General features: G+C 69.4%; 24 protein-coding genes. 11 read left to right on the top strand and 13 right to left on the bottom strand.

The window, feature by feature from the left end; all coding sequences use genetic code 11:
* Positions 1 to 3: 3 nt before the first annotated feature.
* Positions 4 to 930 carry a tyrosine recombinase XerC gene (locus BST10_RS19220; protein ID WP_275987129.1) on the top strand — a complete coding sequence of 309 codons (927 nt, stop codon included), beginning with the start codon at positions 4 to 6 and terminating at the stop codon, positions 928 to 930.
* Entirely contained in the window at positions 927 to 1,796 is an 870-nt protein-coding gene (locus BST10_RS19215; RefSeq protein ID WP_083039975.1) for an alpha/beta fold hydrolase, read from the top strand. Before BST10_RS19220 ends, BST10_RS19215 begins: the two co-directional genes overlap by 4 nt.
* A gap of 2 nt (positions 1,797 to 1,798) precedes the next feature.
* Here BST10_RS19215 and BST10_RS19210 read toward each other — a convergent pair whose 3' ends face one another.
* Positions 1,799 to 2,293, bottom strand: coding sequence for a M23 family metallopeptidase (locus tag BST10_RS19210; protein WP_083039972.1), 495 nt, complete (start codon positions 2,291 to 2,293; stop codon positions 1,799 to 1,801).
* 233 nt (positions 2,294 to 2,526) lie between these two features.
* On the opposite strand from BST10_RS19210, the gene rpsB reads away from it, so the two are divergent.
* From rpsB to BST10_RS19195, 3 genes are all read left to right on the top strand, one after another.
* Complete coding sequence (gene rpsB, locus BST10_RS19205) at positions 2,527 to 3,369, top strand: 30S ribosomal protein S2 (RefSeq protein WP_013829541.1); 843 nt, start codon at positions 2,527 to 2,529, stop codon at positions 3,367 to 3,369.
* Between the two features lie 15 nt (positions 3,370 to 3,384).
* Positions 3,385 to 4,212 (top strand): translation elongation factor Ts, encoded by an 828-nt coding sequence (gene tsf / locus BST10_RS19200; RefSeq protein WP_083039969.1) that lies wholly within the window; start codon positions 3,385 to 3,387, stop codon positions 4,210 to 4,212.
* Positions 4,213 to 4,297: 85 nt separating this feature from the next.
* The gene (locus tag BST10_RS19195; RefSeq protein WP_013829539.1) at positions 4,298 to 5,707 is read left to right on the top strand and encodes an amidase; all 1,410 of its coding nucleotides are present in this window, start codon (positions 4,298 to 4,300) and stop codon (positions 5,705 to 5,707) included.
* A gap of 57 nt (positions 5,708 to 5,764) precedes the next feature.
* Here BST10_RS19195 and BST10_RS19190 read toward each other — a convergent pair whose 3' ends face one another.
* From BST10_RS19190 to BST10_RS19155, 8 genes are read right to left on the bottom strand one after another with little or no spacing between them, the layout of a single operon-like run.
* Complete coding sequence (locus BST10_RS19190) at positions 5,765 to 6,184, bottom strand: MarR family winged helix-turn-helix transcriptional regulator (protein ID WP_013829538.1); 420 nt, start codon at positions 6,182 to 6,184, stop codon at positions 5,765 to 5,767.
* Positions 6,185 to 6,223: 39 nt separating this feature from the next.
* Complete coding sequence (locus BST10_RS19185; protein WP_083039966.1) at positions 6,224 to 7,702, bottom strand: hydrogenase large subunit; 1,479 nt, start codon at positions 7,700 to 7,702, stop codon at positions 6,224 to 6,226.
* The gene (locus BST10_RS19180; RefSeq protein ID WP_083039962.1) at positions 7,702 to 9,165 is read right to left on the bottom strand and encodes a proton-conducting transporter transmembrane domain-containing protein; all 1,464 of its coding nucleotides are present in this window, start codon (positions 9,163 to 9,165) and stop codon (positions 7,702 to 7,704) included. The genes BST10_RS19185 and BST10_RS19180 overlap by 1 nt, the downstream gene beginning before the upstream one ends.
* Positions 9,165 to 9,821, bottom strand: a complete 657-nt coding sequence (locus BST10_RS19175; protein WP_013829535.1) for a hypothetical protein — start codon at positions 9,819 to 9,821, stop codon at positions 9,165 to 9,167. Before BST10_RS19175 ends, BST10_RS19180 begins: the two co-directional genes overlap by 1 nt.
* A complete protein-coding gene (locus BST10_RS19170) occupies positions 9,818 to 10,771 on the bottom strand; it encodes a respiratory chain complex I subunit 1 family protein (RefSeq protein ID WP_013829534.1) in 954 nt (317 codons plus the stop codon). The genes BST10_RS19175 and BST10_RS19170 overlap by 4 nt, the downstream gene beginning before the upstream one ends.
* Before the next feature lie 5 nt (positions 10,772 to 10,776).
* Entirely contained in the window at positions 10,777 to 12,723 is a 1,947-nt protein-coding gene (locus tag BST10_RS19165; RefSeq protein WP_109559589.1) for a proton-conducting transporter transmembrane domain-containing protein, read from the bottom strand.
* Complete coding sequence (locus tag BST10_RS19160) at positions 12,720 to 13,199, bottom strand: NADH-quinone oxidoreductase subunit B family protein (RefSeq protein WP_013829532.1); 480 nt, start codon at positions 13,197 to 13,199, stop codon at positions 12,720 to 12,722. Before BST10_RS19160 ends, BST10_RS19165 begins: the two co-directional genes overlap by 4 nt.
* Entirely contained in the window at positions 13,196 to 13,525 is a 330-nt protein-coding gene (locus tag BST10_RS19155; RefSeq protein WP_085975774.1) for an ArsR/SmtB family transcription factor, read from the bottom strand. The genes BST10_RS19160 and BST10_RS19155 overlap by 4 nt, the downstream gene beginning before the upstream one ends.
* Positions 13,526 to 13,706: 181 nt before the next feature.
* On the opposite strand from BST10_RS19155, the gene pyrH reads away from it, so the two are divergent.
* From pyrH to rlmN, 4 genes are read left to right on the top strand one after another with little or no spacing between them, the layout of a single operon-like run.
* The gene (gene pyrH, locus BST10_RS19150) at positions 13,707 to 14,456 is read left to right on the top strand and encodes a UMP kinase (protein ID WP_041318244.1); all 750 of its coding nucleotides are present in this window, start codon (positions 13,707 to 13,709) and stop codon (positions 14,454 to 14,456) included.
* A gap of 48 nt (positions 14,457 to 14,504) precedes the next feature.
* A complete protein-coding gene (gene frr / locus BST10_RS19145) occupies positions 14,505 to 15,062 on the top strand; it encodes a ribosome recycling factor (RefSeq protein ID WP_013829529.1) in 558 nt (185 codons plus the stop codon).
* A gap of 21 nt (positions 15,063 to 15,083) precedes the next feature.
* A complete protein-coding gene (locus BST10_RS19140) occupies positions 15,084 to 15,941 on the top strand; it encodes a phosphatidate cytidylyltransferase (protein ID WP_083039959.1) in 858 nt (285 codons plus the stop codon).
* Between the two features lie 24 nt (positions 15,942 to 15,965).
* Entirely contained in the window at positions 15,966 to 17,075 is a 1,110-nt protein-coding gene (gene rlmN / locus BST10_RS19135) for a dual-specificity RNA methyltransferase RlmN (protein WP_083039957.1), read from the top strand.
* Between the two features lie 3 nt (positions 17,076 to 17,078).
* Here the strand turns inward: rlmN and BST10_RS19130 are convergent, their stop codons facing one another.
* The 4 genes from BST10_RS19130 to BST10_RS19115 are packed head-to-tail and all read right to left on the bottom strand — an operon-like array spanning position 17,079 to position 19,324.
* The gene (locus tag BST10_RS19130) at positions 17,079 to 17,330 is read right to left on the bottom strand and encodes a DUF2631 domain-containing protein (RefSeq protein WP_013829526.1); all 252 of its coding nucleotides are present in this window, start codon (positions 17,328 to 17,330) and stop codon (positions 17,079 to 17,081) included.
* Between the two features lie 50 nt (positions 17,331 to 17,380).
* Positions 17,381 to 18,001 carry a TetR/AcrR family transcriptional regulator gene (locus BST10_RS19125; protein ID WP_013829525.1) on the bottom strand — a complete coding sequence of 207 codons (621 nt, stop codon included), beginning with the start codon at positions 17,999 to 18,001 and terminating at the stop codon, positions 17,381 to 17,383.
* 4 nt (positions 18,002 to 18,005) lie between these two features.
* Entirely contained in the window at positions 18,006 to 18,242 is a 237-nt protein-coding gene (locus tag BST10_RS19120) for a hypothetical protein (RefSeq protein ID WP_041318237.1), read from the bottom strand.
* Positions 18,239 to 19,324 (bottom strand): oxygenase MpaB family protein, encoded by a 1,086-nt coding sequence (locus tag BST10_RS19115; RefSeq protein ID WP_013829523.1) that lies wholly within the window; start codon positions 19,322 to 19,324, stop codon positions 18,239 to 18,241. The genes BST10_RS19120 and BST10_RS19115 overlap by 4 nt, the downstream gene beginning before the upstream one ends.
* Positions 19,325 to 19,506: 182 nt before the next feature.
* Here BST10_RS19115 and BST10_RS19110 point away from each other — a divergent pair, with 182 nt between their 5' ends.
* Together BST10_RS19110 and BST10_RS19105 are read left to right on the top strand one after the other, a co-directional pair.
* Entirely contained in the window at positions 19,507 to 20,361 is an 855-nt protein-coding gene (locus tag BST10_RS19110; protein ID WP_083039996.1) for a helix-turn-helix transcriptional regulator, read from the top strand.
* Complete coding sequence (locus BST10_RS19105; RefSeq protein WP_049792892.1) at positions 20,303 to 20,716, top strand: VOC family protein; 414 nt, start codon at positions 20,303 to 20,305, stop codon at positions 20,714 to 20,716. The genes BST10_RS19110 and BST10_RS19105 overlap by 59 nt, the downstream gene beginning before the upstream one ends.
* The last annotated feature ends 10 nt before the right edge of the window (positions 20,717 to 20,726 follow it).

Raw genomic sequence — 20,726 nt, 5'->3', positions numbered from 1 at the left:
CCGATGACCGGCCTCTGCGACCGTAAGCCGGTGGACGCGATTCTCGAGGAGTTCGACGAGCATCTGGCGCTGGAACGAGGGCGGTCCGAACACACCCGGCGGGCGTATCTGGGCGACCTGCGGTCGCTGTTCGCGTTTCTCGCCGAGCGGGGGCACAGCGGCATCGACGGCCTGAGCCTGCCGGTGTTGCGCAGCTGGCTGGCCGAACAGGCCAGCGCCGGCGCGGCCCGCAGCACGTTGGCACGGCGCACCTCGACGGTCAAGACCTTCACCGCCTGGGCGGCTCGCCGTGGCCTGCTGGCATCGGACCCCGGGGCGCGTCTCGCCCTGCCCAAGTCCCGCCGGACGCTGCCCGCGGTGCTGCGTGAAGACCAGGCGCACGACGTCATGCTCGCCGCGAAATCCGGTGCAGAGCAAAATGATCCGATTGCGTTGCGGGACCGGCTGATCGCCGAGATGCTTTACGCCACCGCGGTACGGGTCAGCGAACTATGTGGGCTCGACGTCGACGACGTGGACCTCTCTCGGCGGCTGCTGCGGGTACTCGGCAAGGGCAACAAGCAGCGGACGGTGCCCTTCGGCGAGCCGGCCGCCGAGGCGTTGCAGACCTGGCTGGCCCAGGGGCGCCCACTGCTGGCGACGGCGGAGTCCGGCCCCGCCTTGCTGCTCGGCGCCCGCGGTGGTCGGCTGGACCCGCGGCAGGCCCGCACCGTGGTGCACCAGACCGTCGCCGCGGTCGGTGGCGCCCCCGACATGGGGCCGCACGGACTGCGCCACACCGCGGCCACCCATCTGTTGGAGGGCGGCGCGGATCTGCGCATCGTGCAGGAACTGCTCGGCCACTCCAGCCTGGCCACCACGCAGCTCTACACCCACGTCACGGTCGCCCGGCTGCGCGCGGTGCACGATCTGGCCCATCCGCGGGCGTGACGGTGCGAGCGACCCTCGAACTGCCGTCGGGACCGGTCTCCTACCTCGACTTTCGTCCCGACGACGCGGTTCGCGCCGTGGTGCTGCTGCACGGCGGCGGGGTGGACAGCGCCACGTTGTCCTGGGGCGAGATCGGCCCCCGGCTGGCCGCCGCCGGCTACCGGGTCATCGCACCGGATCATCCCGGTTTCGGGCACAGCCCGCCCGCGCCGTGGCCGCTGACCCAGCAACGGCTGATCAGCTACGTCGGGCGGTTCGTCGACGCGCTGGCCCTCGACCGCTATGTCATCGGGGGGCTTTCGCTGGGCGGTGGGATGGCCCTCGGCCATGTCCTGCAACGGCCTGGACGGACGGCGGGGGTGATGCTGCTGGGCAGCTACGGCCTGATGTCGCGAGCCTCGGACGGGCCCCTGGCCGGCCTACGGCAGGCGGTGACCTGGGCGATGCTGCGCAGCGGAGCGCTCGCTCTGGTGGGCCGTTGGACGGCCCGCAACCCCGCCCTGCTGGCCTGGAGTGTCAAGACCGCGCTGATCCGCGACCCCGCCCGCCGCACCCCCGAACTGATGGCGGAGATCACCGCGGCGGTCGAGCAGGACTCCGGCGTGTTCGAACAATGGCAGCGCGACGAGGTGCGGTGGAACCGACTCAAAACCGACTACACCGCGAGGCTGCCGTCGCTGCGGTGCCCGGCCCTGATCATTCACGGCGACAAGGACACCGGGGTCCCGGTGGCCCGCGCCCGCGCCGCCGCCCAGCTGATCCCGGACGCCTCGCTGTCGGTCCTGGCGGGTGCAGGCCACTGGGTGCAGCGAGAGCGCCCCGCCGAGGTGCTGGCCGCGATGACACAGTTCCTGTCCCGCATGTGAGCTCAGCCCGGCCGCACCGGTTTGAGCCGGATTGGCGTGCCCACCAGCAGCCCCAGCGGATCGACATAGTCGGCTCGCGACGCCGGACCCCACATCGCACCCCAGTGCAGGCACGCCGGCGCCGGACACCCCGGATGCCCCGGCTCCAGCGTGCCGATCACCGAACCCGCGGCCACCTGCTGCCCGGCGCGCACCGTCGCGGCCACCGGTTCGTAGCTGGTCCGCAGACCACCGGGATGCGCCAGCGATACCACCGGGACCCCGCCGGCCCGCCCGGCGAAGATCACCGTCGCCACTCCCGCCGCATACACCGGCCGGCCCGCGGCACCGGCCAGATCCACCCCCCGATGCCCGCGCTGCCAATCGGGGCGCGGCGCGTCGAATCCGCGCACCACAGCCGGGCGCGGGCGCAGCGGCCAGTCCAGCCGGAACCTCTCGGCGTGCGCCGGAGCGGCCGCCAGCACGCTCGCGACCAGGAACAACGCCGTGAACCGCACCGGGCCAGTTCACCCTGGCGGAGCCGAAACCGACCAGTCACCGCTGTGGACAAAGCACCTGTTGGGAGCGTGTAAACTCATTTGCGCAGTTCGCGTATGCGAGCTGACTTCGCGTGTCTGCGGCACAACCGGATGTCGACGGTCCCCGAGCGGGGTTCGGCATCTCAGCAGGCACCAGGGCCCGGCCTCACCCGACGCCGGGCGGCAACCGACAAAAAAGGATATGGCCAACCATGGCTGTTGTAACCATGAAGCAGCTGCTCGACAGCGGCACCCACTTCGGGCATCAGACCCGTCGCTGGAACCCCAAGATGAAGCGGTTCATCTTCACCGACCGCAACGGCATCTACATCATCGACCTGCAGCAGACGCTGACCTTCATCGACAAGGCGTACGAGTTCGTCAAGGAGACCGTCGCCCACGGCGGTTCCATCATGTTCGTCGGAACCAAGAAGCAGGCGCAGGAGTCGGTCGCGGCCGAGGCCACCCGGGTCGGGATGCCGTATGTCAACCAGCGCTGGCTAGGCGGCATGCTCACCAACTTCTCCACCGTGCACAAGCGGCTGCAGCGCCTCAAGGAGCTCGAGGCCATGGAGCAGACCGGCGGCTTCGAGGGACGCACCAAGAAGGAAATCTTGATGCTGACCCGCGAGAAGAACAAGCTGGAGCGCAGCCTCGGCGGTATCCGCGACATGGCCAAGGTGCCGTCGGCCGTCTGGGTCGTCGACACCAACAAGGAGCACATCGCCGTCGGCGAGGCCCGCAAGCTGGGCATCCCGGTCATCGCGATCCTGGACACCAACTGCGACCCCGACCTGGTCGACTACCCGATCCCGGGCAATGACGACGCGATCCGCTCGGCGGCGCTGCTGACCAAGGTGATCGCCTCCGCGGTGGCCGAGGGCTTGCAGGCCCGTGCCGGTCAGGGCAACGGCGAGGGCAAGGCGGAAGCCGAAGCGGTCGAGCCGCTGGCCGAGTGGGAGCAGGAGTTGCTGGCTTCGGCGACAACGACGGCCACCACCTCGGCCCCCGAGGCGCCCGCCGCTACCGACACCACCACCACCGACGCATCGTAGGAAAGGCACACAACAGTGGCGAACTACACCGCTGCCGACGTCAAGCGGCTTCGGGAACTCACCGGCGCAGGCATGATGGACTGCAAGAACGCGCTGGCCGAGAGTGACGGCGACTTCGACAAGTCCGTCGAGTTGCTGCGGATCAAGGGCGCCAAGGACGTCGGCAAGCGCGCCGAGCGCGCCACCGCCGAAGGGCTGGTCGCCGCCAAGGGCGGCGCGCTGATCGAGCTGAACTCCGAGACCGACTTCGTCGCCAAGAACGACGAGTTCAAGGCGCTCGCCGACGAGGTCGTCACCGCCGCCGCGGCGGCCAAGACCTCCGACGTCGAGGAGCTCAAGGGCGCCAAGATCGGGGACCGCACCGTCGGGGAGGCCGTCGAGGCGCTGTCCGCCAAGATCGGCGAGAAGCTGGAGCTGCGCCGGGTCGCCTACTTCGACGGCACCGTGGAGACCTACCTGCACAAGCGGGCCTCCGACCTGCCGCCGGCCGTGGGTGTCCTGGTGGAGTACGAGTCCGGTACGGACGCGAATGGCGCAGACGCGGCCCACGCGGTGGCGCTGCAGATCGCCGCGCTCAAGGCCAAGTACCTGAGCCGCGACGATGTGCCCGCCGAGCTGGTGGCCAACGAGCGGCGCATCGCCGAGGAGACCGCCAAGGAGGAGGGCAAGCCCGAGGCCGCCCTGCCCAAGATCGTCGAGGGCCGGGTCACCGGTTTCTTCAAGGACGTCGTGCTGTTGGAGCAGTCGTCGGTATCGGATTCGAAGAAGACCGTGAAGGCGCTGCTCGACGAGGCGGGCGTGACCGTGACCCGGTTCGCGCGGTTCGAGGTCGGCCAAGCCTAGGGCGGTTGCGGCGGGGCCGTCGGCGGCGACCCGCCGCGCCCGGCTCCGCCGCGCTTGCGATCGCCGCGCTTGCTAGCGTCTGTACATGCAACACGTCCATGCTTTCGGCGACGACGCGCTCGGCGACTGTGACGCGGTCGGTCTGGTTGAGCGGATCCGATCGGGCGACGTGTCGCCCGCCGAGCTCGTCGACGCCGCGATTGCGCGCACCGAGGCGGTCAACCCGCAGCTGAACGCGCTGGCCTACCAGGCGTTCGACCGCGCCCGGGCCGAGGCGACGGCACCCCGCGGGGGCTACTTCGCGGGCGTGCCGACGTTCGTCAAGGACAACGTCGACGTCGCCGGGATGCCGACGATGCAGGGCACCGACGCATGGCAGCCGCGCGCCGCGACCGCCGACGGCGATTTCGCCCGGCTGTACCTGGCCACCGGCCTCATCGCGCTGGGCAAGACCCAGCTGTCCGAGTTCGGGTTCAGCGCGGCCGCCGAGCATCCGCGGCTGGGTGCGGTACGCAACCCGTGGAACACCGATCACACCGCGGCGGCGTCGTCGTCGGGCTCGGCGGCGTTCGTCGCCGCGGGGGTCGTGCCGATCGCGCACGCCAACGACGGCGGCGGCTCCATCCGGATCCCGGCGGCGTGCAACGGGCTGATCGGCCTCAAACCATCGCGGGGCCGGTTGCCGCTGGACCGGGATATGCGCGCCATGCCGCTGCGCATCGTCTACAACGGGGTGGTCACCCGCTCGGTGCGTGATACGGCGGCCTTCTATGCCGAAGCCGAACGGATCTGGCGCAACCGCAAGCTCCCACCGGTCGGTGACGTCAAGTCGCCGGGCGCCGAGCGGCTCAGGATCGCGGTCATCACTCAGTCGATCGCGCGCGAGACCTCCACCGAGATGCGTGAGCTGACGTGCAAGACCGCCGCATTGCTCGAGGAACTCGGCCATCACGTCGACTACCTCGACCGGCCGCCGGTGCCGGCGCACTTCGCCGACGACTTCCTGCTCTACTGGGCCTTTTTGGCGACGGCGTTGGTGCGCGGCGGGCGGCGGATGTTCGGGCCGAGCTTCGATCGCAGCCGGCTGGACAGCCTGACGCTGGGGCTGGATCGCCACGCCACCCGGCGCCTGCACAAATTGCCGCTGGCGATCGCCCGGTTGGCGAGCGTGCGTCGCCACACCGCGCGGATGTTCCGCGACTACGACGTCGCGCTCACCCCGACACTGGCCCACGAGACGCCGCGTGTCGGCCACCTGGACCCCACCGCCGGCTACGAGCAGGTCATCGACCGGCTGATGGACTGGGTGGCGTTCACCCCACTGCAGAACGTCACCGGTGATCCGGCAATCTCGTTGCCGCTGGCCGAATCCGCGGCCGGACTGCCGGTGGGCATGATGTTCAGCGCCCACCTCGGCCAGGACGCCCGGTTGCTGGAATTGGCCTACGAACTGGAGGCGGCGCAGCCCTGGCCCACCATCACCGGCCGGGGATAGCGGCGATCGCGAGCGCGGCGAAGCCGGGCGAAGCGGGTCGCCGCCATCAACCTAGCGTCACTCTGCGCCGATGCGCTCCAGCATCTGCCTGAACCGCTGTTGTTCGGTCGGGCTCAGCGCGGCCAGCACCCGGCCGTCGGCGACCCGCACCGCGTCCTCGGCCCGGGTCAGCAACTCCCGGCCGGCGTCGGTCAGTGTCGCGGGCAGCGCCCGCCCGGACGGCACCGATTGCGGCCGGCTCACCGCGCCCCGGTTCTGCAGCCGGTGCAGCACGGTGTTCATGGCTTGTGGTGTGACGCTGGTATGACGAGCCAATTCGGCGCTGGAGAGTCCCGGCCGCACGGAAAGTACTCGCATGCAGACGAATTCGGGCAACGTCAGCCCCAACGGTCCGAGCACCGCGGACACCTGGGGGCGCAGCGCCGAGCTGACCCGGTAGAGCAGATAACCCAGCGGAGCCTCGTTCACGTCACCCATATCAAACATATTGACATATATCGGGTCCGCGCCGAGCCGCTATAAGTCGTTTCCCGCGTAGGACAGGTTGAAGCTTTTATTCGTCAGCGGGAAGTCCGGGACGATGGTGTCGGTCATGGCGAGCGGCAGTGCGGGCCAGTTGAACCAGGACGGGTCGACGATCTTGGCGCGGGTGATGGTTCCGTCGGCGCCGGTCTCCACCCGGTGCACGATGCTGCCGCGCCACCCCTCGACGATCCCGACCCCGTTGCCGGCCCCAGCCGACCCGGGAAGCTGCGCCCGAACATCGATCGGCCCGTGGTGACCGTCGATCAGGGTGCGGCACAACGCCACCGAGGCGGCGAATTCGTCGCGGCGGACGGTGTAACGCGCCAGCACGTCGCCGGCTGTCGCCGTCACCTCCGTCACCGGCAGGTCGGTAATCGGATGGTCGAGGCGGGCATCGGTGACCAGCCCGCTGGCCCGCGCCACATACCCCAGCGTGCCGAGCGCCTCCGCATCCGTGCGGTTCAACACCGAGGTACCGGCGAACCGGTCGTAGATCACCGAGTGGCCCAGGGTCAGCTCCGCGATCTCAGCGACGTCGTCGGCCAGCGCCTGCAGTCGATTCGGGTCAGGCAGTGCTTGCAGCACCACGCCTCCCGGCCGGATCGCCTTACGCAGCAGCCGATCTCCGGTCGTTTGCGCGTTGATGCGCAGCAGCTGCTCACGGGCGCGTTGGGCGTGGGCGTTGGCCAGCCCGAAACCGACGTCGTTGGCCAAGGCACCCAGGTCGGCGACATGGTTGTAGAGCCGCTCGAGCTCGACGAGCAAGGCGCGCAGCCGGTGTGCCGGATCGGGCAGTTCGACGCCGAGGGCCTCCTCGACGGCGAGGCTGTGCGCCAGCGCGTGACCGGCGGAGGTGTCACCGCTGATCCGCTCGGCCAGCTCGACCGCGCCGACCGCGGACCGGCCGGCAAACAGTCGCTCGATTCCGCGGTGCACGAACCACAGCCTGGCTTTGAGCCGCAACACCGATTCGCCGACCACCGAGAACCGGAAATGGCCCGGTTCGATCAGGCCGGCGTGCACCGGGCCGACCGGAATCTCATAGACACCGGCCCCTTCGACGTTGAGGAACGGAAAACGGCCCGCCGCAACGAAGTCCGGCGCCGGACCGGCGTCGTTGCGCATCGGGTGCCAATCCTGCGGCCAGTGCGCGTGCCGGATCAGCCGGCGTGGTTGCGGATGGTCGAGCGGGGTGATCCCGTACAGGTCCTGCATCTCGCGTTCGAAGCGGCCGGCCTGAAACGACAACCGGGCCAGCGAGGGAATCGACGGCCGCTGCGCCGGAATGGTCAGGGTCAGCTCGCAACGACGGTCGGGTCGGCCCGCCAGGAACAGATACACCACCCGCAAGCTGTCGTCGTCGTCGTGGGCCGCCACCAGCGCGAGCCGGAAGCCGTCGGCCAGCAGGGCCGCGGCCGCATCGGGCAGCTCCGCATCGGAGACCGGTCGACAGTGGTTGATCGGAGCCATCACAGCGCCCCGAGTTGGGTTGCCGCGGCGGTGAACAACCCTGTCAGCGGACCGGCTGTCACGCCCAGTGCGAGGGAGACCAGCACGCCTGTCACCAGTGCGGCAGCGACGGTGGCCGGCACCAGGATCGTCGGGCCGTCGGCACTCGGTGTGCCCAGCAGGATACGGCCGGACTTGGCCATCAGCGCGGCGAACGCCACCAGCAGCGCCACCAGCGTCAGCCCCAACGCCCACGCCAGCCGGGCGTCGGCCAGTGCCGTCGCGATCGCCAGCTCGCTGGCGAACATCGCGAACGGGGGCAGGCCGAGCAGCACCACCATCCCCACCGCGAACGCACCGCCGACCAGCCGTGACCTGCCGAGCACGCCGGTGATCTCGCTGATCGCGGTGGTGCCGTGGGCGGCCTGCAACTGACCGCCGGCCAAGAACAGCACCGTCTTGCCGACACCGTGCGCCAGCACGTGCAACAGCAGCGCCGCGACCGCCAGCCGGGTGCCCGCGGCTGCGGCCACGGCCATCAGGCCCATCGTCTCCATCGACGAATAGGCGAGCAGCCGTTTGAGATCGGTGGTGACGGTCAGCAGCAGTGCGGCGATGAGCAACGTCGCCAGGCCGGTGGCCAGCAGCGCGGCCCGCAGGAAAGCGGGGCCGGTCGCGGCGTCGATGATCGGCTTGAGGCGGATCAGCACCGAGAACGCGACCGACAGCAGCACCCCGCTCATCAACGCCGAGACCGGTGCCGGGGCCTGGCTGTGCGCGTCGGCCAGCCAGGTGTGAAACGGTGCCAGGCCCATCTTGGCCCCGTAGCCGATCAGCAGCAGCGCGCCGGCCAGCCGGGTCACCGCCGGGTCCAGTGCCGCCGCGTGGGCCGCCAGCACATCGAGGTGCAGCGCGTCGTCGCCGGCGCCGGCGTGGCGCGCGGCGAAGTGCAGTAACACGGTGCCCAGGAACGCGACGGTGATCCCCACCGAACACACCATGACGTATTTCCAGGTGGCCTCCAGCGCGGCACGGCTGCGGTGATGCCCGACCAGAAACGCGGTCACCACCGTGGTGGCCTCGACGGCGACCCACACCACGCCGATGTTGTTGGCCGACACCGCCAGAACCATTGCCGCGAGAAACGCCGGGGTGAGGACGCCGTATATGCGTGCCCCACGCCGATCGGTCACCCCGCGGGCCAACTCGGCGTCGACGTAGCCGATGCTCGCCCAGGTGGCCAGGCTGGCGACGACCCCGATCACGATCAGCATGGTCGCCGACAGCGCGTCGGCGCGCAGCAGGCCGTTGAGTGCCAGGTGGGCCCGGTCGTCCACCCGGAAGCCCAGCACCACACCACATCCCAGAATCGTCAGTGCCGACCCGAGGGTCGCCACAGCGCTGAGCCGGCGCCAGCCCACGGCGACCGAGAGCAGTGACGCCAGGACGGGAGTCAGCAGCGGTAGCAGCATCAGCGGTGTCATCAGTCGCGCAGCTCCCGTAGCAGGTCCAGATCCACTCCGCCGAAGGTGTTGCGCAGTCGTCCGGTCAGCACGCCGAGCACGATCAGCACGAACAACACGTCCAGTGACGCGCCGAGTTCGACGATCAGCGGGACGCCGGCCGTGAGCAGGAAGGCGGTGGCGGCGATCCCGTTGTCCAGCATCAACAGCCCGGCTGCCTGCGAGATGGCATGGCGGCGAGTCGCCATCATGAAAAGCGCGATCAGCACGGTGGCGATGGCCGCCGCGGCCGCGGTGGTCGCCGAATTGCGCTGCAGGTCGATGACGGGCTGGGCGATCACGAACGCCACTACCACCAGGACGGTGACCACCAGCAGTGACGCGGCGGTGCCGACCAGGGGAGTGGCCTCGCGGCGTTCGCGTCGTTCGGCGCCGAGCGCGCGGGCCAGCAGCCACGGCAGCGCGACGGCGCGCACCGCCAATACCGCGATCGCCACCGCGATCAGCGCCCGGTCATGGTCGTGCACCCCGCGAATCAGCGGGATGGCGGCCAGCGCGGCGCCCTGGGCGACGAGCAACCGTTGCACGGTCACCGACAGGTCCCGGCGCCAGACCGCCAGCACCGCGGCCAACAGCACCCCGCCGGCCGCCAGGTCCAGCATGTTGTTGTAGCTCATCCGCCGACTCCGCTGAAGAAGTTCGCCGCGGTCACCGCAAGCAACGCCAGCAGAAACGACCCGGCCAGTAGTTCGGGCACCCGGAACAGCCGCAACCTGGCGATGAACACCTCGACGGCTGCCAGGGCGGTCGCGAGCAGCGCCACCTTGATCGCGATCGCGCCGACGCCCACCACCACGTCGAGCAGGCTCGGGTGCGCCCCGGCGATGCCCCACGGGAAGAACAGGTTCGCCAGCAGCGCCAGCAGCACCGTCAGCCGCATGCCGCTCGCCCACTCGACCAGAGCCAACTTGGGTCCGGCGTACTCCAGGACCATGGCCTCGTGCACCATCGTCAGCTCCAGATGGGTGGCCGGATTGTCCACCGGCAGCCGGCCGGTCTCGGCCACGATGACGATCACCAGCGCGACGAAAGCCAGCGCGCTGGCCAACGACACCACCTGACCCGGGTGGTCGACGGTGTTACCGACGATGGCGCTCAGATTGGCCGACCCCGCCGGAATCGACAGCGCGAACACCGCCAGCAGGATCGTCGGTTCGACCAGCGCGGCGATGGTGATCTCCCGGCTGGCGCCCATACCGCCGAACGCCGTCGCGGTGTCGATGCCGGCGAGCGCGAGCGCCACGGTACCCAGGAACAACAGGCCGACAACGGTGATCAGGTCGGCGACCGGGTCCAGCGGCGAACCCGTCGCCACCAGCGGTGCGGCGGCGACGATGACCAGTGTGGTGGCGGCCAGCGCTGCCGGGGCCGCGGCGAACGCCCAGGTGGTTCCCCGCGGATTGAGCAGCTGCTTACCCAGCAGCTTGCGCATATCCCGCCAGGGCTGCCGGATCCCCGCGCCGGTGCGGCCCTCCGCCCGCGCCCGGACCTGGCGCATCAGTCCGATCACCAGCGGGGCCCCGGCGATGACACCGGCGACCTGTAGGAAACCGGCCAGATAGGTCATCGTGTTCATCGCGCCACCAGCAGGGCGATCAGCACGCCGATGGCGCCGTAGGCCAGATACAGGTGCACGCTGCCGGTGTGGGCGCGCCGCACCAGCTGCGCGGCGGCGCCGACAGCCCGCGTCACCGGTGTGTACCACCGGTCTTCGATGACGTCGGCGATGCGCGCCCGGTAAGCGATCCGGTCGACCACATAGGTCGACGGCGCCTGCCCGCTCACCTCGACGCCGGTGTCGAACCGCAGCACGTCGTCGAACACCTGCTGCAGCGGTTGGGCGAACGACGTCGCGGTGTACTGCATGCGCGGGGTCAGCTCGTCGGCGCCACAGGCCCACAGCGGCACCGTGGCCGGCGCGGGCCGCCGCCGCGAACGCCACCGGGAGCCGATCGCCACCAGCAGGACGGCGGCGGCCAGCGCGGCGGCCAGCAGGCCCGGGGCCATGGACGCATCCAGGCCGGGCAGGCGCACGAAGACCCCGAGCGCCGGGGAGTCACCGAAGACCGGCACTGTGGCGATCACGCGGTTGAGCATCGGGGCCACCGCGCCGGGGACGACGGCCAGCACCACGCACGCCGCAGCGGGCAACGCCATCGCGGCGATCATCGTGTCGGGCGATTCCCGCGCCGCCGCAGCGGCATCCGAGCGTGGGCGGGCCAGGAAGCCGAACCCGAACGCCTTGACCATCGCGGCCACCCCAAGCCCGGCGGTCAGCGCCACCGCGGCCACCGCCAGTGGTGTCACCAGCGCGATCGTGACGTCGTCCCCGGGACGGGCGTTGATCAGCGACTGGATCAGCAGCCACTCACTGACGAAGCCCGCCCCCAGCGGCAACCCGGCGGCGCCGAGCGCGGCCACCCCGAACAGCGCTGTGGTGAGCGGCATTCGGCGGACCAAACCGCCGAGCCGGTCCAGATCGCGCAGGCCGGTCGCGGCCAGCACCGATCCGGCCGCGAAGAACCCGAGGCTCTTGAACGCGCTGTGGGCGATCAGGTGCAGCAGCGCCGCGGTGAGCGCCACCGCGGCGGCCGGCTGCGAGCCGGCGCCCGCCAACAACATCGCGGCGCCCAGCCCCAGGGTGATCAGGCCGATGTTCTCCGTCGTCGAATAAGCAAGCAGCCGTTTGAGATCGGTCGCGACCGAGGCCTGCAACACCCCGTACACCGCTGACACGCCGCCGACGGCCAACAGCGTCAACGCCCACCATCGCGGTCCGGGGCCCAACAGTTGCATGTCGATGCGGATGATGCCGTAGACGCCGAGATTGACCATGGCGGCACTGAGCAGTGCCGACACCGGACTCGGTGCTTCGGGATGCGCCCGGGGCAGCCACGCGTGTAACGGCAGCAGGCCGGCCTTGGAGCCGAAACCGATGAGGGTCAACACGAAGACCGTGTTGCGCACGCCGTCGGGTACCGCGCCGATCCGGGCGAAGACGTCATCGGTGGTCGCGGCCAGTATCACCATCCCCAGCAACAACGTCAGGAAGCCCAACTGCGTCATCACCGCGTAGATCAAGGCGGCCGAACGCACTTCGCTGCGCTGTTGATCGGTGAGCACCAGCACCAGCGAGGTCAGCGCCATCAGCTCCCAGGCGAACAGGAAGGTCGTCACCGACCCCGCCGCTGGAACGGCCAGCAGCGTGACGACGAACACCGGCAACGCCGTCAGCGGGACGGCGCCGAAGCCCTCGTGTCGGCTGTAGCCGATCCAATACAGGCCGGCGGCCACCGCCACCGCGCCGGTCAGAACCATGAAGAAGCCGCCGAGCGGCTCGACCCGCAGCTGTACGCCCAGCAGCGGCAGCAGCCAGCCGATCCGGACCGTGGGCAGGGCACCGAACATGCCGGCCACTCCGGCGCCGAGCCCCCCGGCGCCCAGACCGACCGTCGCCGCACCGCTGATCAGCGGCCCGAAGGCAGCGCGGGGCAACAACTGCGGAGCAGCGGTGCTCACCTTTCGGTCACCGACCGTAGCGCGGTGACGATCTGGTCCGGGGTAGGCGGGCAGCCGGGGATCTCGACGTCGACCGGCACGACTTCGCCCACGGCGCCCACGGTTCCGTAGGCCTGCGCGAAGACGCCACGATTGAGCGCGCAGTCGCCGCACGCGATGACCCGGCGCGGCCGCGGGGTCGCCTCGACGGTATTGCGCAGTGGCTCGGCCATGTTGCGGGTGACCACCCCGGTGACCAACAGGGCATCGGCGTGCCGAGGTGAGGCGACGAGCCGCGCGCCGAACCGTTCGGCGTCGTACACCGGACCGAAGGCGCCGGCTATCTCGATCTCGCAACCGTTGCAGGATCCGGCGTCGACATGGCGGACCTGCACCGAGCCGGCCAGCCCGCTGGATCGGTCGGAGGTCTGCGGCGGGCGGTCGCCGGCCGGTTCGGCGATGCGGCCGAGCGCAAGGATCCTGCTGAGCCAGCTCATCGACGGGCTCGTAGATCGTCGAGGATCGCGACCTGATCGCTGAGCAGTCCGGTCAATGCCTTGCGGGCCACCGCGAGCAGTTCAGTGATCACCGGTGAGGCGATCGAGTAGACCACTGTGTTGCCCTCCTTGGTCGCCGTCACGACTCCGGCGCGCCGAAGCACCCCCAGCTGCTGGGAGAGGTTCGACGCCTCCAGTCCGATCTCGGGCAGCAGTTCGCCGACCGTTCGGTCGCGTTCGGCCAACAGTTCCAGTACCCGGATCCGAGCCGGGTGTCCGAGCGTCTTGAAGAACTCGGCCTTCACCTGGTGCAGCGAGTTCGGCACGGCCCCGACCATAGCAGCGAAATCATCAATTGAAAATATTTTCACCTGTTGTGACATTCGATCGTCTGCGTCCGTACCCCCGGGCACCGTCTGACCGGCCCGGTAGGGCAGGATGGCAACTGCCGTCGCGGACGTATCTCCGCGATGGCGCTGTCATGCGCGCCAGCCCCCGAGGAGCCTGATGACGGAGCCGACGAGTACCGATCGTGTCTCACCGACCGGCCGCCCCCATTACTCCCGGGTGTTACTCAAACTCGGCGGAGAGATGTTCGGCGGCGGCCAGGTCGGGCTCGACCCCGACGTCGTCGCCCAGGTCGCCCGCCAGATCGCCGAAGTGGTCCGTGACGGTGTGCAGGTCGCGGTCGTGATCGGCGGCGGCAACTTCTTCCGCGGTGCGCAGCTGCAGCAGCGCGGCATGGAGCGGATGCGTTCGGACTACATGGGCATGCTCGGCACCGTGATGAACAGCCTTGCGCTACAAGACTTTCTGGAAAAGGAAGGTATCGACACCCGGGTTCAGACGGCGATCACCATGGGTCAGGTCGCCGAGCCGTACATCCCACTGCGCGCCCAGCGGCACCTGGAGAAGGGCCGGGTGGTGATCTTCGGCGCCGGTATGGGGCTGCCGTATTTCTCCACCGACACCACCGCCGCGCAGCGCGCGCTGGAGATCGGTGCCGAGGTGGTGCTGATGGCCAAGGCCGTCGACGGGGTGTTCACCGAGGACCCGCGGGTCAACCCCGACGCCGAACTGCTCACCGCGATAAGTCACCGCGAAGTCATCGACCGCGGGCTGCGGGTGGCCGACGCCACCGCGTTCAGCCTGTGCATGGACAATGGCATGCCGATCCTGGTGTTCAACCTGCTGGTGGACGGAAACATCGCGCGGGCGGTCGCAGGTGAGAAGATCGGAACACTGGTCACCACCTGAGAGTTCGGTGGGGCACCACCCGCCTTGCGGGGGAGAGGAACGGCAAAGATGATCGACGAGGCTCTCTTCGATGCCGAAGAGAAAATGGAGAAGGCCGTGGCGGTGGCCCGCGAGGATCTGGCGACCGTTCGCACCGGCCGGGCCAACCCGGGCATGTTCTCCCGGATCGTCATCGACTACTACGGGTCGCCCACCCCGATCACCCAGCTGTGCAGCATCAACGTGCCCGAGGCACGGCTGGTGGTCATCAAGCCCTACGAGGCCTCCCAGCTCGGCGCCATCGAGACGGCGATCCGCAATTCGGATCTGGGCCTGAACCCCAGCAATGACGGCTCGCTGATTCGGGTGGCGGTGCCCCAGCTCACCGAGGAGCGACGTAAGGAACTGGTCAAGCAGGCCAAGTCCAAGGGTGAGGACGCCAAGGTCTCGGTGCGCAACATCCGTCGCAAGGCGATGGAGGAGCTGCACCGTATCCGCAAGGACGGTGAGGCCGGTGAGGACGAGGTCGGCCGTGCGGAGAAAGACTTGGACCGCTCCACCCAGCAGTATGTGAGCCAGATCGACGAGCTGGTCAAACACAAAGAAGGCGAGTTGCTGGAGGTCTAGCGACCTCGGCAACCAATCCCCGTGGCAGACAACGACACCGGTGCAGACACCGGTAAGAGGCAGTCGCGGGCGGGGCGCAATCTCCCCGCCGCGATCGTGGTGGGGGCGATCCTCGCCGGGATGCTGGTCTACACGTTGTTGTTCGCCCCGCGGTTCTGGGTGCTGATCCTGGCGGTGGCCACCCCGGTCGCCACCCACGAGATCACCAGGCGGCTGCGGGAGGTCGGCTACGACGTCCCGTTCATCCCGCTGGCGCTCGGCGGCCAGACGATGCTCTGGCTGTCGCTGCCGTTCGGGGCCAGGGGGGTGCTGGGCGCGTTCGGCGCCACCGTGGTCATCTCGATGATGTGGCGGCTGGTACACCGCGGGCTGAACACCGCCCCGGTCAACTACCTGCGGGACATGTCCGCGATGGTGCTGATCGCGGTCTGGGTTCCGCTGTGCATGAGCTTCGCGGCGCTGCTGGTCTTTCGCGACGACGGCCCCGGCCGGGTGCTGTGTCTGCTGTTCCCGGTGGTCTTCTCCGACATCGGCGGGTACGCCGTCGGGGTGCTGTTCGGCAAGCACCCGATGGCGCCGGCGATCAGCCCGAAGAAGTCCTGGGAGGGTTTCGTCGGATCGCTGGTGCTCGGTATCGCCGCGGCGGTGTTCGCGGTGACGGTGTTCCTCGACCGGCCGTGGTGGGTGGGCCTGCCGCTGGGGCTGCTGCTCGTATTCACCGGGGTCTTCGGCGACCTCATCGAGTCGCAGGTCAAACGCGATCTGGGGATCAAGGACATGGGCCGGCTGCTTCCCGGACACGGCGGGATCATGGACCGGCTCGACGCGCTGCTGCCGGCGGCCGTGATGACGTGGGTCGTGTTGACCGTTCTGCCGTGAGTCGCGGGCATACTGGTACCGATCGTGACGCAACAGTTGGTGTTCAGCGCACCGCGACGGGCCCTGCCGCCGCGGCACTTGGCCGATCTCGACGCCGCCGGTCGTGCCGCCGCCGTTGCTGAACTGGGGTTGCCCGCGTTCCGGGCCAACCAGCTGGCCCACCAGTACTACGGCCGGCTGGTCGCCGATCCGCAGCAGATGACGGACCTGCCGGCCACGGTGCGGGCCTCGGTGGCCGAGGCACTGTTCCCCGCCCTGCTGACCGCCGCCAGCGAGATCGAATGCGACGCCGGTGAGACCCGCAAAACCCTGTGGCGGGCGCACGACAACACCAAGTTCGAGTCGGTGCTGATGCGCTACCCCCGGCGCAACACGGTATGCATCTCCTCGCAGGCCGGTTGCGGTATGGCCTGCCCGTTCTGCGCGACCGGCCAGGCCGGGCTCACCCGCAACCTGTCCACCGCCGAGATCCTCGAGCAGGTGCGTGCGGCGGCGGTGACACTACGAGATCGCGACGGTGCCCGATCTTCTGGGGTGCGGCTGTCCAACATCGTGTTCATGGGCATGGGGGAGCCGCTGGCCAACTACGCCCGGGTGGTGGCCGCCGTGCGGCGGATCACCGAGCCGCCACCCAACGGGTTCGGCATCTCGGCCCGGTCGGTGACGGTGTCGACGGTCGGACTTGCGCCGGCGATCCGCAAGCTCGCCGATGAGGGGCTGGGGGTGACGCTGGCGCTGTCGCTGCACACCCCCGACGACGAACTACGCGACACGCTGGTACCGGTCAACAACCGCTGGAAGGTCGACGAGGCTCTCGATGCCGCGCGCTACTACGCCGACGTGACCGGCCGGCGGGTGTCGATCGAGTACGCGTTGATCCGCGACGTCAATGACCAGCCGTGGCGGGCCGATCTGCTGGGCCGCAAGCTGCACCGGGCGTTGGGACAGTTGGTGCATGTCAACGTGATTCCGCTCAATCCGACGCCGGGCAGCGACTGGGATGCCAGCCCGAAGCCGGTGGAGCGGGAGTTCGTCCGCCGGGTCCGGGCCCAGGGCGTGGAGTGCACGGTGCGGGACACCCGCGGGCGTGAGATCGCCGCCGCCTGTGGCCAGCTGGCGGCGGAGAGCCGGTAGCGCCTAGCGCAGCCAGCCGCGTTTGCGGCCGATCATGTCGCGCAGAATGACGAACAGTGACAGCGCGGCGAATCCCAGCAGGAAGTAGTCCTCGACGTGACCGATGTGGTTGCCGCGCAGCATCAGCAGCAGGAACCCCACGATCACCAGGCCGAAGATGTGCCAGGTGCGGTAGTTGATCGCGCTCCAGCCCCAGGCCGCCGAGGGCACCTCGGCGGTGTCGACACTTCGGCGCTCCACCTCGGTACTGGCCACTTCGACTCCTTCAGTTCGGTCACCTGCGCAACATTCTGGCATACCGGGGTTTAGCCGCCGATCTCGAACGTCCGATAGGCGGCGCGGCCGACGACCTCGGCCAGGCCCTCCGGTGTCCACTCCCGGTCACCGTCGAGCAGCATCCGAGCGGCGGCTTCGCAGATGGCCAGGAACACCTCGGTGAGCGCCGCCAGGGTGCGCTCGGACTGGGCTCGTTGCTCCAGCAGCGGCCGCATCACCGTCGCGACCCGATCGGTGAGCCGGGCGCGGCCCGAGACGACTGCGGCGGCCAGCACGGGATCCTGGTCGGCGGTGAAGATGATCCGCCATGACGCCGGACGCTCACGCACGGTGGACAAGAACGCGCCGAACCCGGCGACGAACCGGTCCTCGACACTGCCGGTCCGCTGCGGCGGCAATGCGGCGAGCAGACTGGCGAGCATCAACTCGGTCTCCCGGTCGAGCAGTGCAGCGAGGACCTCGCCGCGGCCGTCGTAGCAGGCGTAGACCACCGGCCGGGTCACGCCGATCCGCTCGGCGATGGCCGCCATGGTCACCCCGGCGACACCATGGTCGGCGGCGATCTGCAAGGCCGCGTCGAGCACCTGCGGGCGACGGCGTTGCGGCCCGAGATGCTCGGCGCGGGACCGGTTGGGGGCTGGGTCCGGCACCGGCTCAGCGTAGTTGGATGTCGGCAATGATCAGTACCGGCCAGGCGACGATTTCGCCGAGTACGGAGAACACCTTGTCCACGCCGCGGACCTCGGCCAGGTGCTGATAATGACTGCCGGCCCAGAATAATCCGATCGTCAGGTAGGCGCCCAGCACCACTGAACCCATGACGGCGAGATAGACCAGCTGGCGGATGCTCAGCCGGCGGTCGAGTAGCTGCGCCACGCCGTCCAGCCTCATCCGATGCTCCCCAGGATCGGCTGGGACTCGACAAGCGCCTCGTCGCTCGGGGCGCGGCCCTCACCGAAAACACGGTTCGCCTGTTTCTCCCGGAACTCGAGGTGCGCCTGCGCCGGTACGGCGTAACCGAAACGCCGCTGGGCCTCGCGCGGCGTCGTCGTCACGGGGTTGACCGGCCGGATCGACCGCAGCACCCGGGTGCCGATCGGCAACGTCATGGGTGAGATAAGCCGCAGCAGCATCAACTGCACGCGAGTGCTCAGGCTCAGCACGGTGAATGTCGCATTGAGCGGCGGCACGATCAGCGCGTCGAGCACGCGGGAGGTGTCAGTGGCTTTCAGGCCGCCCAGCTTGCGCATCCACCGGGGCATGGTCGCCAAGGTGCCGCGGCGCAGGAAAGCGGTGATGACCAGCGTGGCCGGCCACAGCACCCGCGGCAGCGACGGCGGCATGATGACCTCGGCGTGCAACAGGTGTGCCATCGCGCGCCGGGCGATGTCGGAGTCAACCAAGTCCGGGCGCATCTGCTCGAAGTAGGCGCGGACGCCCGCTCGGGTGCGCGGCACGTCCGCCGGGTCGAGGGTCTGCAACTCAGCCGCCTTGGCGCAATCGGCCCAGTACGACGCCTCTTCGTCGGCCGACAGCGGCCCGGGCCCGAACTTCTCGTAGGCGTACAGGATGGAATGCCATGCCGTCAGGTGGATCCACCGCTGGGCGGCCGGGTCGTTGGCGTCGTAATTGTTACCGGTGACCGGGTCGACACCGATGGCCTTGGAGTGGATCCGCACCAGGATGTCGGCGGCCTCGGCGGTGGTGCGGCTCTCGCCGAACGCCACCATCGCGAAGTAGCGCAGCGTGCGGTCGTACCGGGTCCGCGGCCGGTCGTAAATCGCCTGGGTGGCATCGACGGAGGCGACCAGCCCCGGGTCGAGTTCCTCGATGACCACAGCCCGCTGGAATCCGATCGACAGCGAGGTCGGGTAGCTCCACACCTTCCAGGTCACTGAGTCGGGGCCGAAGAACCCGTAGTCCTCGGCGGGCTCGGCGTCGGGCAGCGACAGCCATCCGCGCAGCGTGTTCAAGTTCGTCCCCTTTCACAGTTCCTACGCACCGTAGGAATTCCTACGGTGCGTAGGATTCTGCGCCGGGCAGCGACGGCCGTCAAGGGTCTACCGTGGGCGCAATGGCCTCCCAAGCCGACCAAGATCCGCGGATCTCGGAGTTCGCCGTGGCGCCGCCACACAGCGCGCCCGGTGTGACGTCGATGGTGGGCTACCGCGTGCGGGAGATCCCCGGCACCGTTCATCGGGGGATGCCGTCGTCGACGTTGGTATTCATCGTCAGCCTCGACGACGGGGTGCAGGCAGCCGCCACCGCCGAGGCGTTGCCGGCCGCAAAACCGAGTCCGGTCATCTTGGGCGGACTGCACACGCAGGCCAGCCAGGTACGGCAGCGCCGCGGGCAGGCCGGAGTGCAGTTGGCCGTGCACCCGCTGGCGTCACGTGCCCTGTTCGGGGTTCCCGCCGCTGAACTCAGCGTGACCGACTTCGATGCGGCACCGGTGCTGGGGCGTGCAGCGGCCGAACTTCATGAACGGGCCGCCGAAGCGCGCGGGTGGCCCGACGCCTTCGCGCTGGTTGCGCATCACCTGCTGGATGCGCACCGTCGCCGTGAGGGCGTCACCGTGCGCCCCGAAGTGGCGTACGCCTGGCACCAGCTGGAGCGCAGCCGCGGTACAGCGCCGGTTGGCGTGCTCGCCGAGCAGGTCGGGGTGAGCACGCGGCACCTGATCACGCTTTTTCGCCGCGAAGTGGGCCGAACACCCAAGACGGTGGCCATGCTGATGCGGTTCGAGTATGCGACCGCCCGGATCGCCGACGTTGCGCGCCGGTACCACCGCGTCGATCTCGCCGCCGTCGCCGCCGAAGCCGGATACGCCGATCAGGCCCACCTGACCCGCGACTTCGTCCGGTTCGCCGGTGTCCCGCCGGGAATCTGGCTGGCCGAAGAGTTCCAAAACATTCAAGACGGCGGGCACGGCATCAGATCACAGTGGTGCTATGACCACTTCCAAGACCACTTCCAATCCGACCGTCTGGGTGACCCTGCAAGCGCATAACCCGATCAAACTCATCGACTACTACGTCGACACCTTCGGCTTCGTCGAGACAGCCCGCTGCGGCGTGGACGGCGACACCATCGCGCACGCCGAACTGATCTGGCCGGAAGGCTGCGGCGGCATCATGCTGGGCAGCCACAAGCCCGGCAATGAATGGTGCCGCGAGCCCGGCACGACCGGCGCCTACGTCGTCACCGCCGATCCCGACGGCCTCTACCAGCGCGTCGTGAGCCGTGATGCCGATGTCGTGCGCCCGCTGGCCGGCACCGACTACGGGGCCCGCGAGTTCGTCGTCCGCGACCCGGAGGGCAACCTGTGGAGCTTCGGCGACTACACCGGGGAACCACGCGACTGATCTCGGGCAC

The sequence above is a fragment of the Mycolicibacter algericus DSM 45454 genome, assembly GCF_002086455.1.
GTDB lineage: Bacteria > Actinomycetota > Actinomycetes > Mycobacteriales > Mycobacteriaceae > Mycobacterium > Mycobacterium algericum.
This window is presented reverse-complemented; position numbering and strand designations above follow the sequence as displayed.

Coding starts and splice junctions, on each gene's coding strand:
- BST10_RS19170 (WP_013829534.1), bottom strand. CDS start 10,771: ATGACCTATCTGGCCGGTTTCCTACAGGTCGCCGGTGTCATCGCCGGG.
- BST10_RS19120 (WP_041318237.1), bottom strand. CDS start 18,242: ATGAGGCTGGACGGCGTGGCGCAGCTACTCGACCGCCGGCTGAGCATC.
- BST10_RS19195 (WP_013829539.1), top strand. CDS start 4,298: ATGCAACACGTCCATGCTTTCGGCGACGACGCGCTCGGCGACTGTGAC.
- BST10_RS19105 (WP_049792892.1), top strand. CDS start 20,303: ATGACCACTTCCAAGACCACTTCCAATCCGACCGTCTGGGTGACCCTG.
- frr (WP_013829529.1), top strand. CDS start 14,505: ATGATCGACGAGGCTCTCTTCGATGCCGAAGAGAAAATGGAGAAGGCC.
- pyrH (WP_041318244.1), top strand. CDS start 13,707: ATGACGGAGCCGACGAGTACCGATCGTGTCTCACCGACCGGCCGCCCC.
- BST10_RS19160 (WP_013829532.1), bottom strand. CDS start 13,199: ATGAGCTGGCTCAGCAGGATCCTTGCGCTCGGCCGCATCGCCGAACCG.
- BST10_RS19220 (WP_275987129.1), top strand. CDS start 4: ATGACCGGCCTCTGCGACCGTAAGCCGGTGGACGCGATTCTCGAGGAG.
- BST10_RS19190 (WP_013829538.1), bottom strand. CDS start 6,184: ATGGGTGACGTGAACGAGGCTCCGCTGGGTTATCTGCTCTACCGGGTC.
- BST10_RS19175 (WP_013829535.1), bottom strand. CDS start 9,821: ATGAGCTACAACAACATGCTGGACCTGGCGGCCGGCGGGGTGCTGTTG.
- BST10_RS19180 (WP_083039962.1), bottom strand. CDS start 9,165: ATGACACCGCTGATGCTGCTACCGCTGCTGACTCCCGTCCTGGCGTCA.
- rpsB (WP_013829541.1), top strand. CDS start 2,527: ATGGCTGTTGTAACCATGAAGCAGCTGCTCGACAGCGGCACCCACTTC.
- BST10_RS19185 (WP_083039966.1), bottom strand. CDS start 7,702: ATGGCTCCGATCAACCACTGTCGACCGGTCTCCGATGCGGAGCTGCCC.
- BST10_RS19110 (WP_083039996.1), top strand. CDS start 19,507: ATGGTGGGCTACCGCGTGCGGGAGATCCCCGGCACCGTTCATCGGGGG.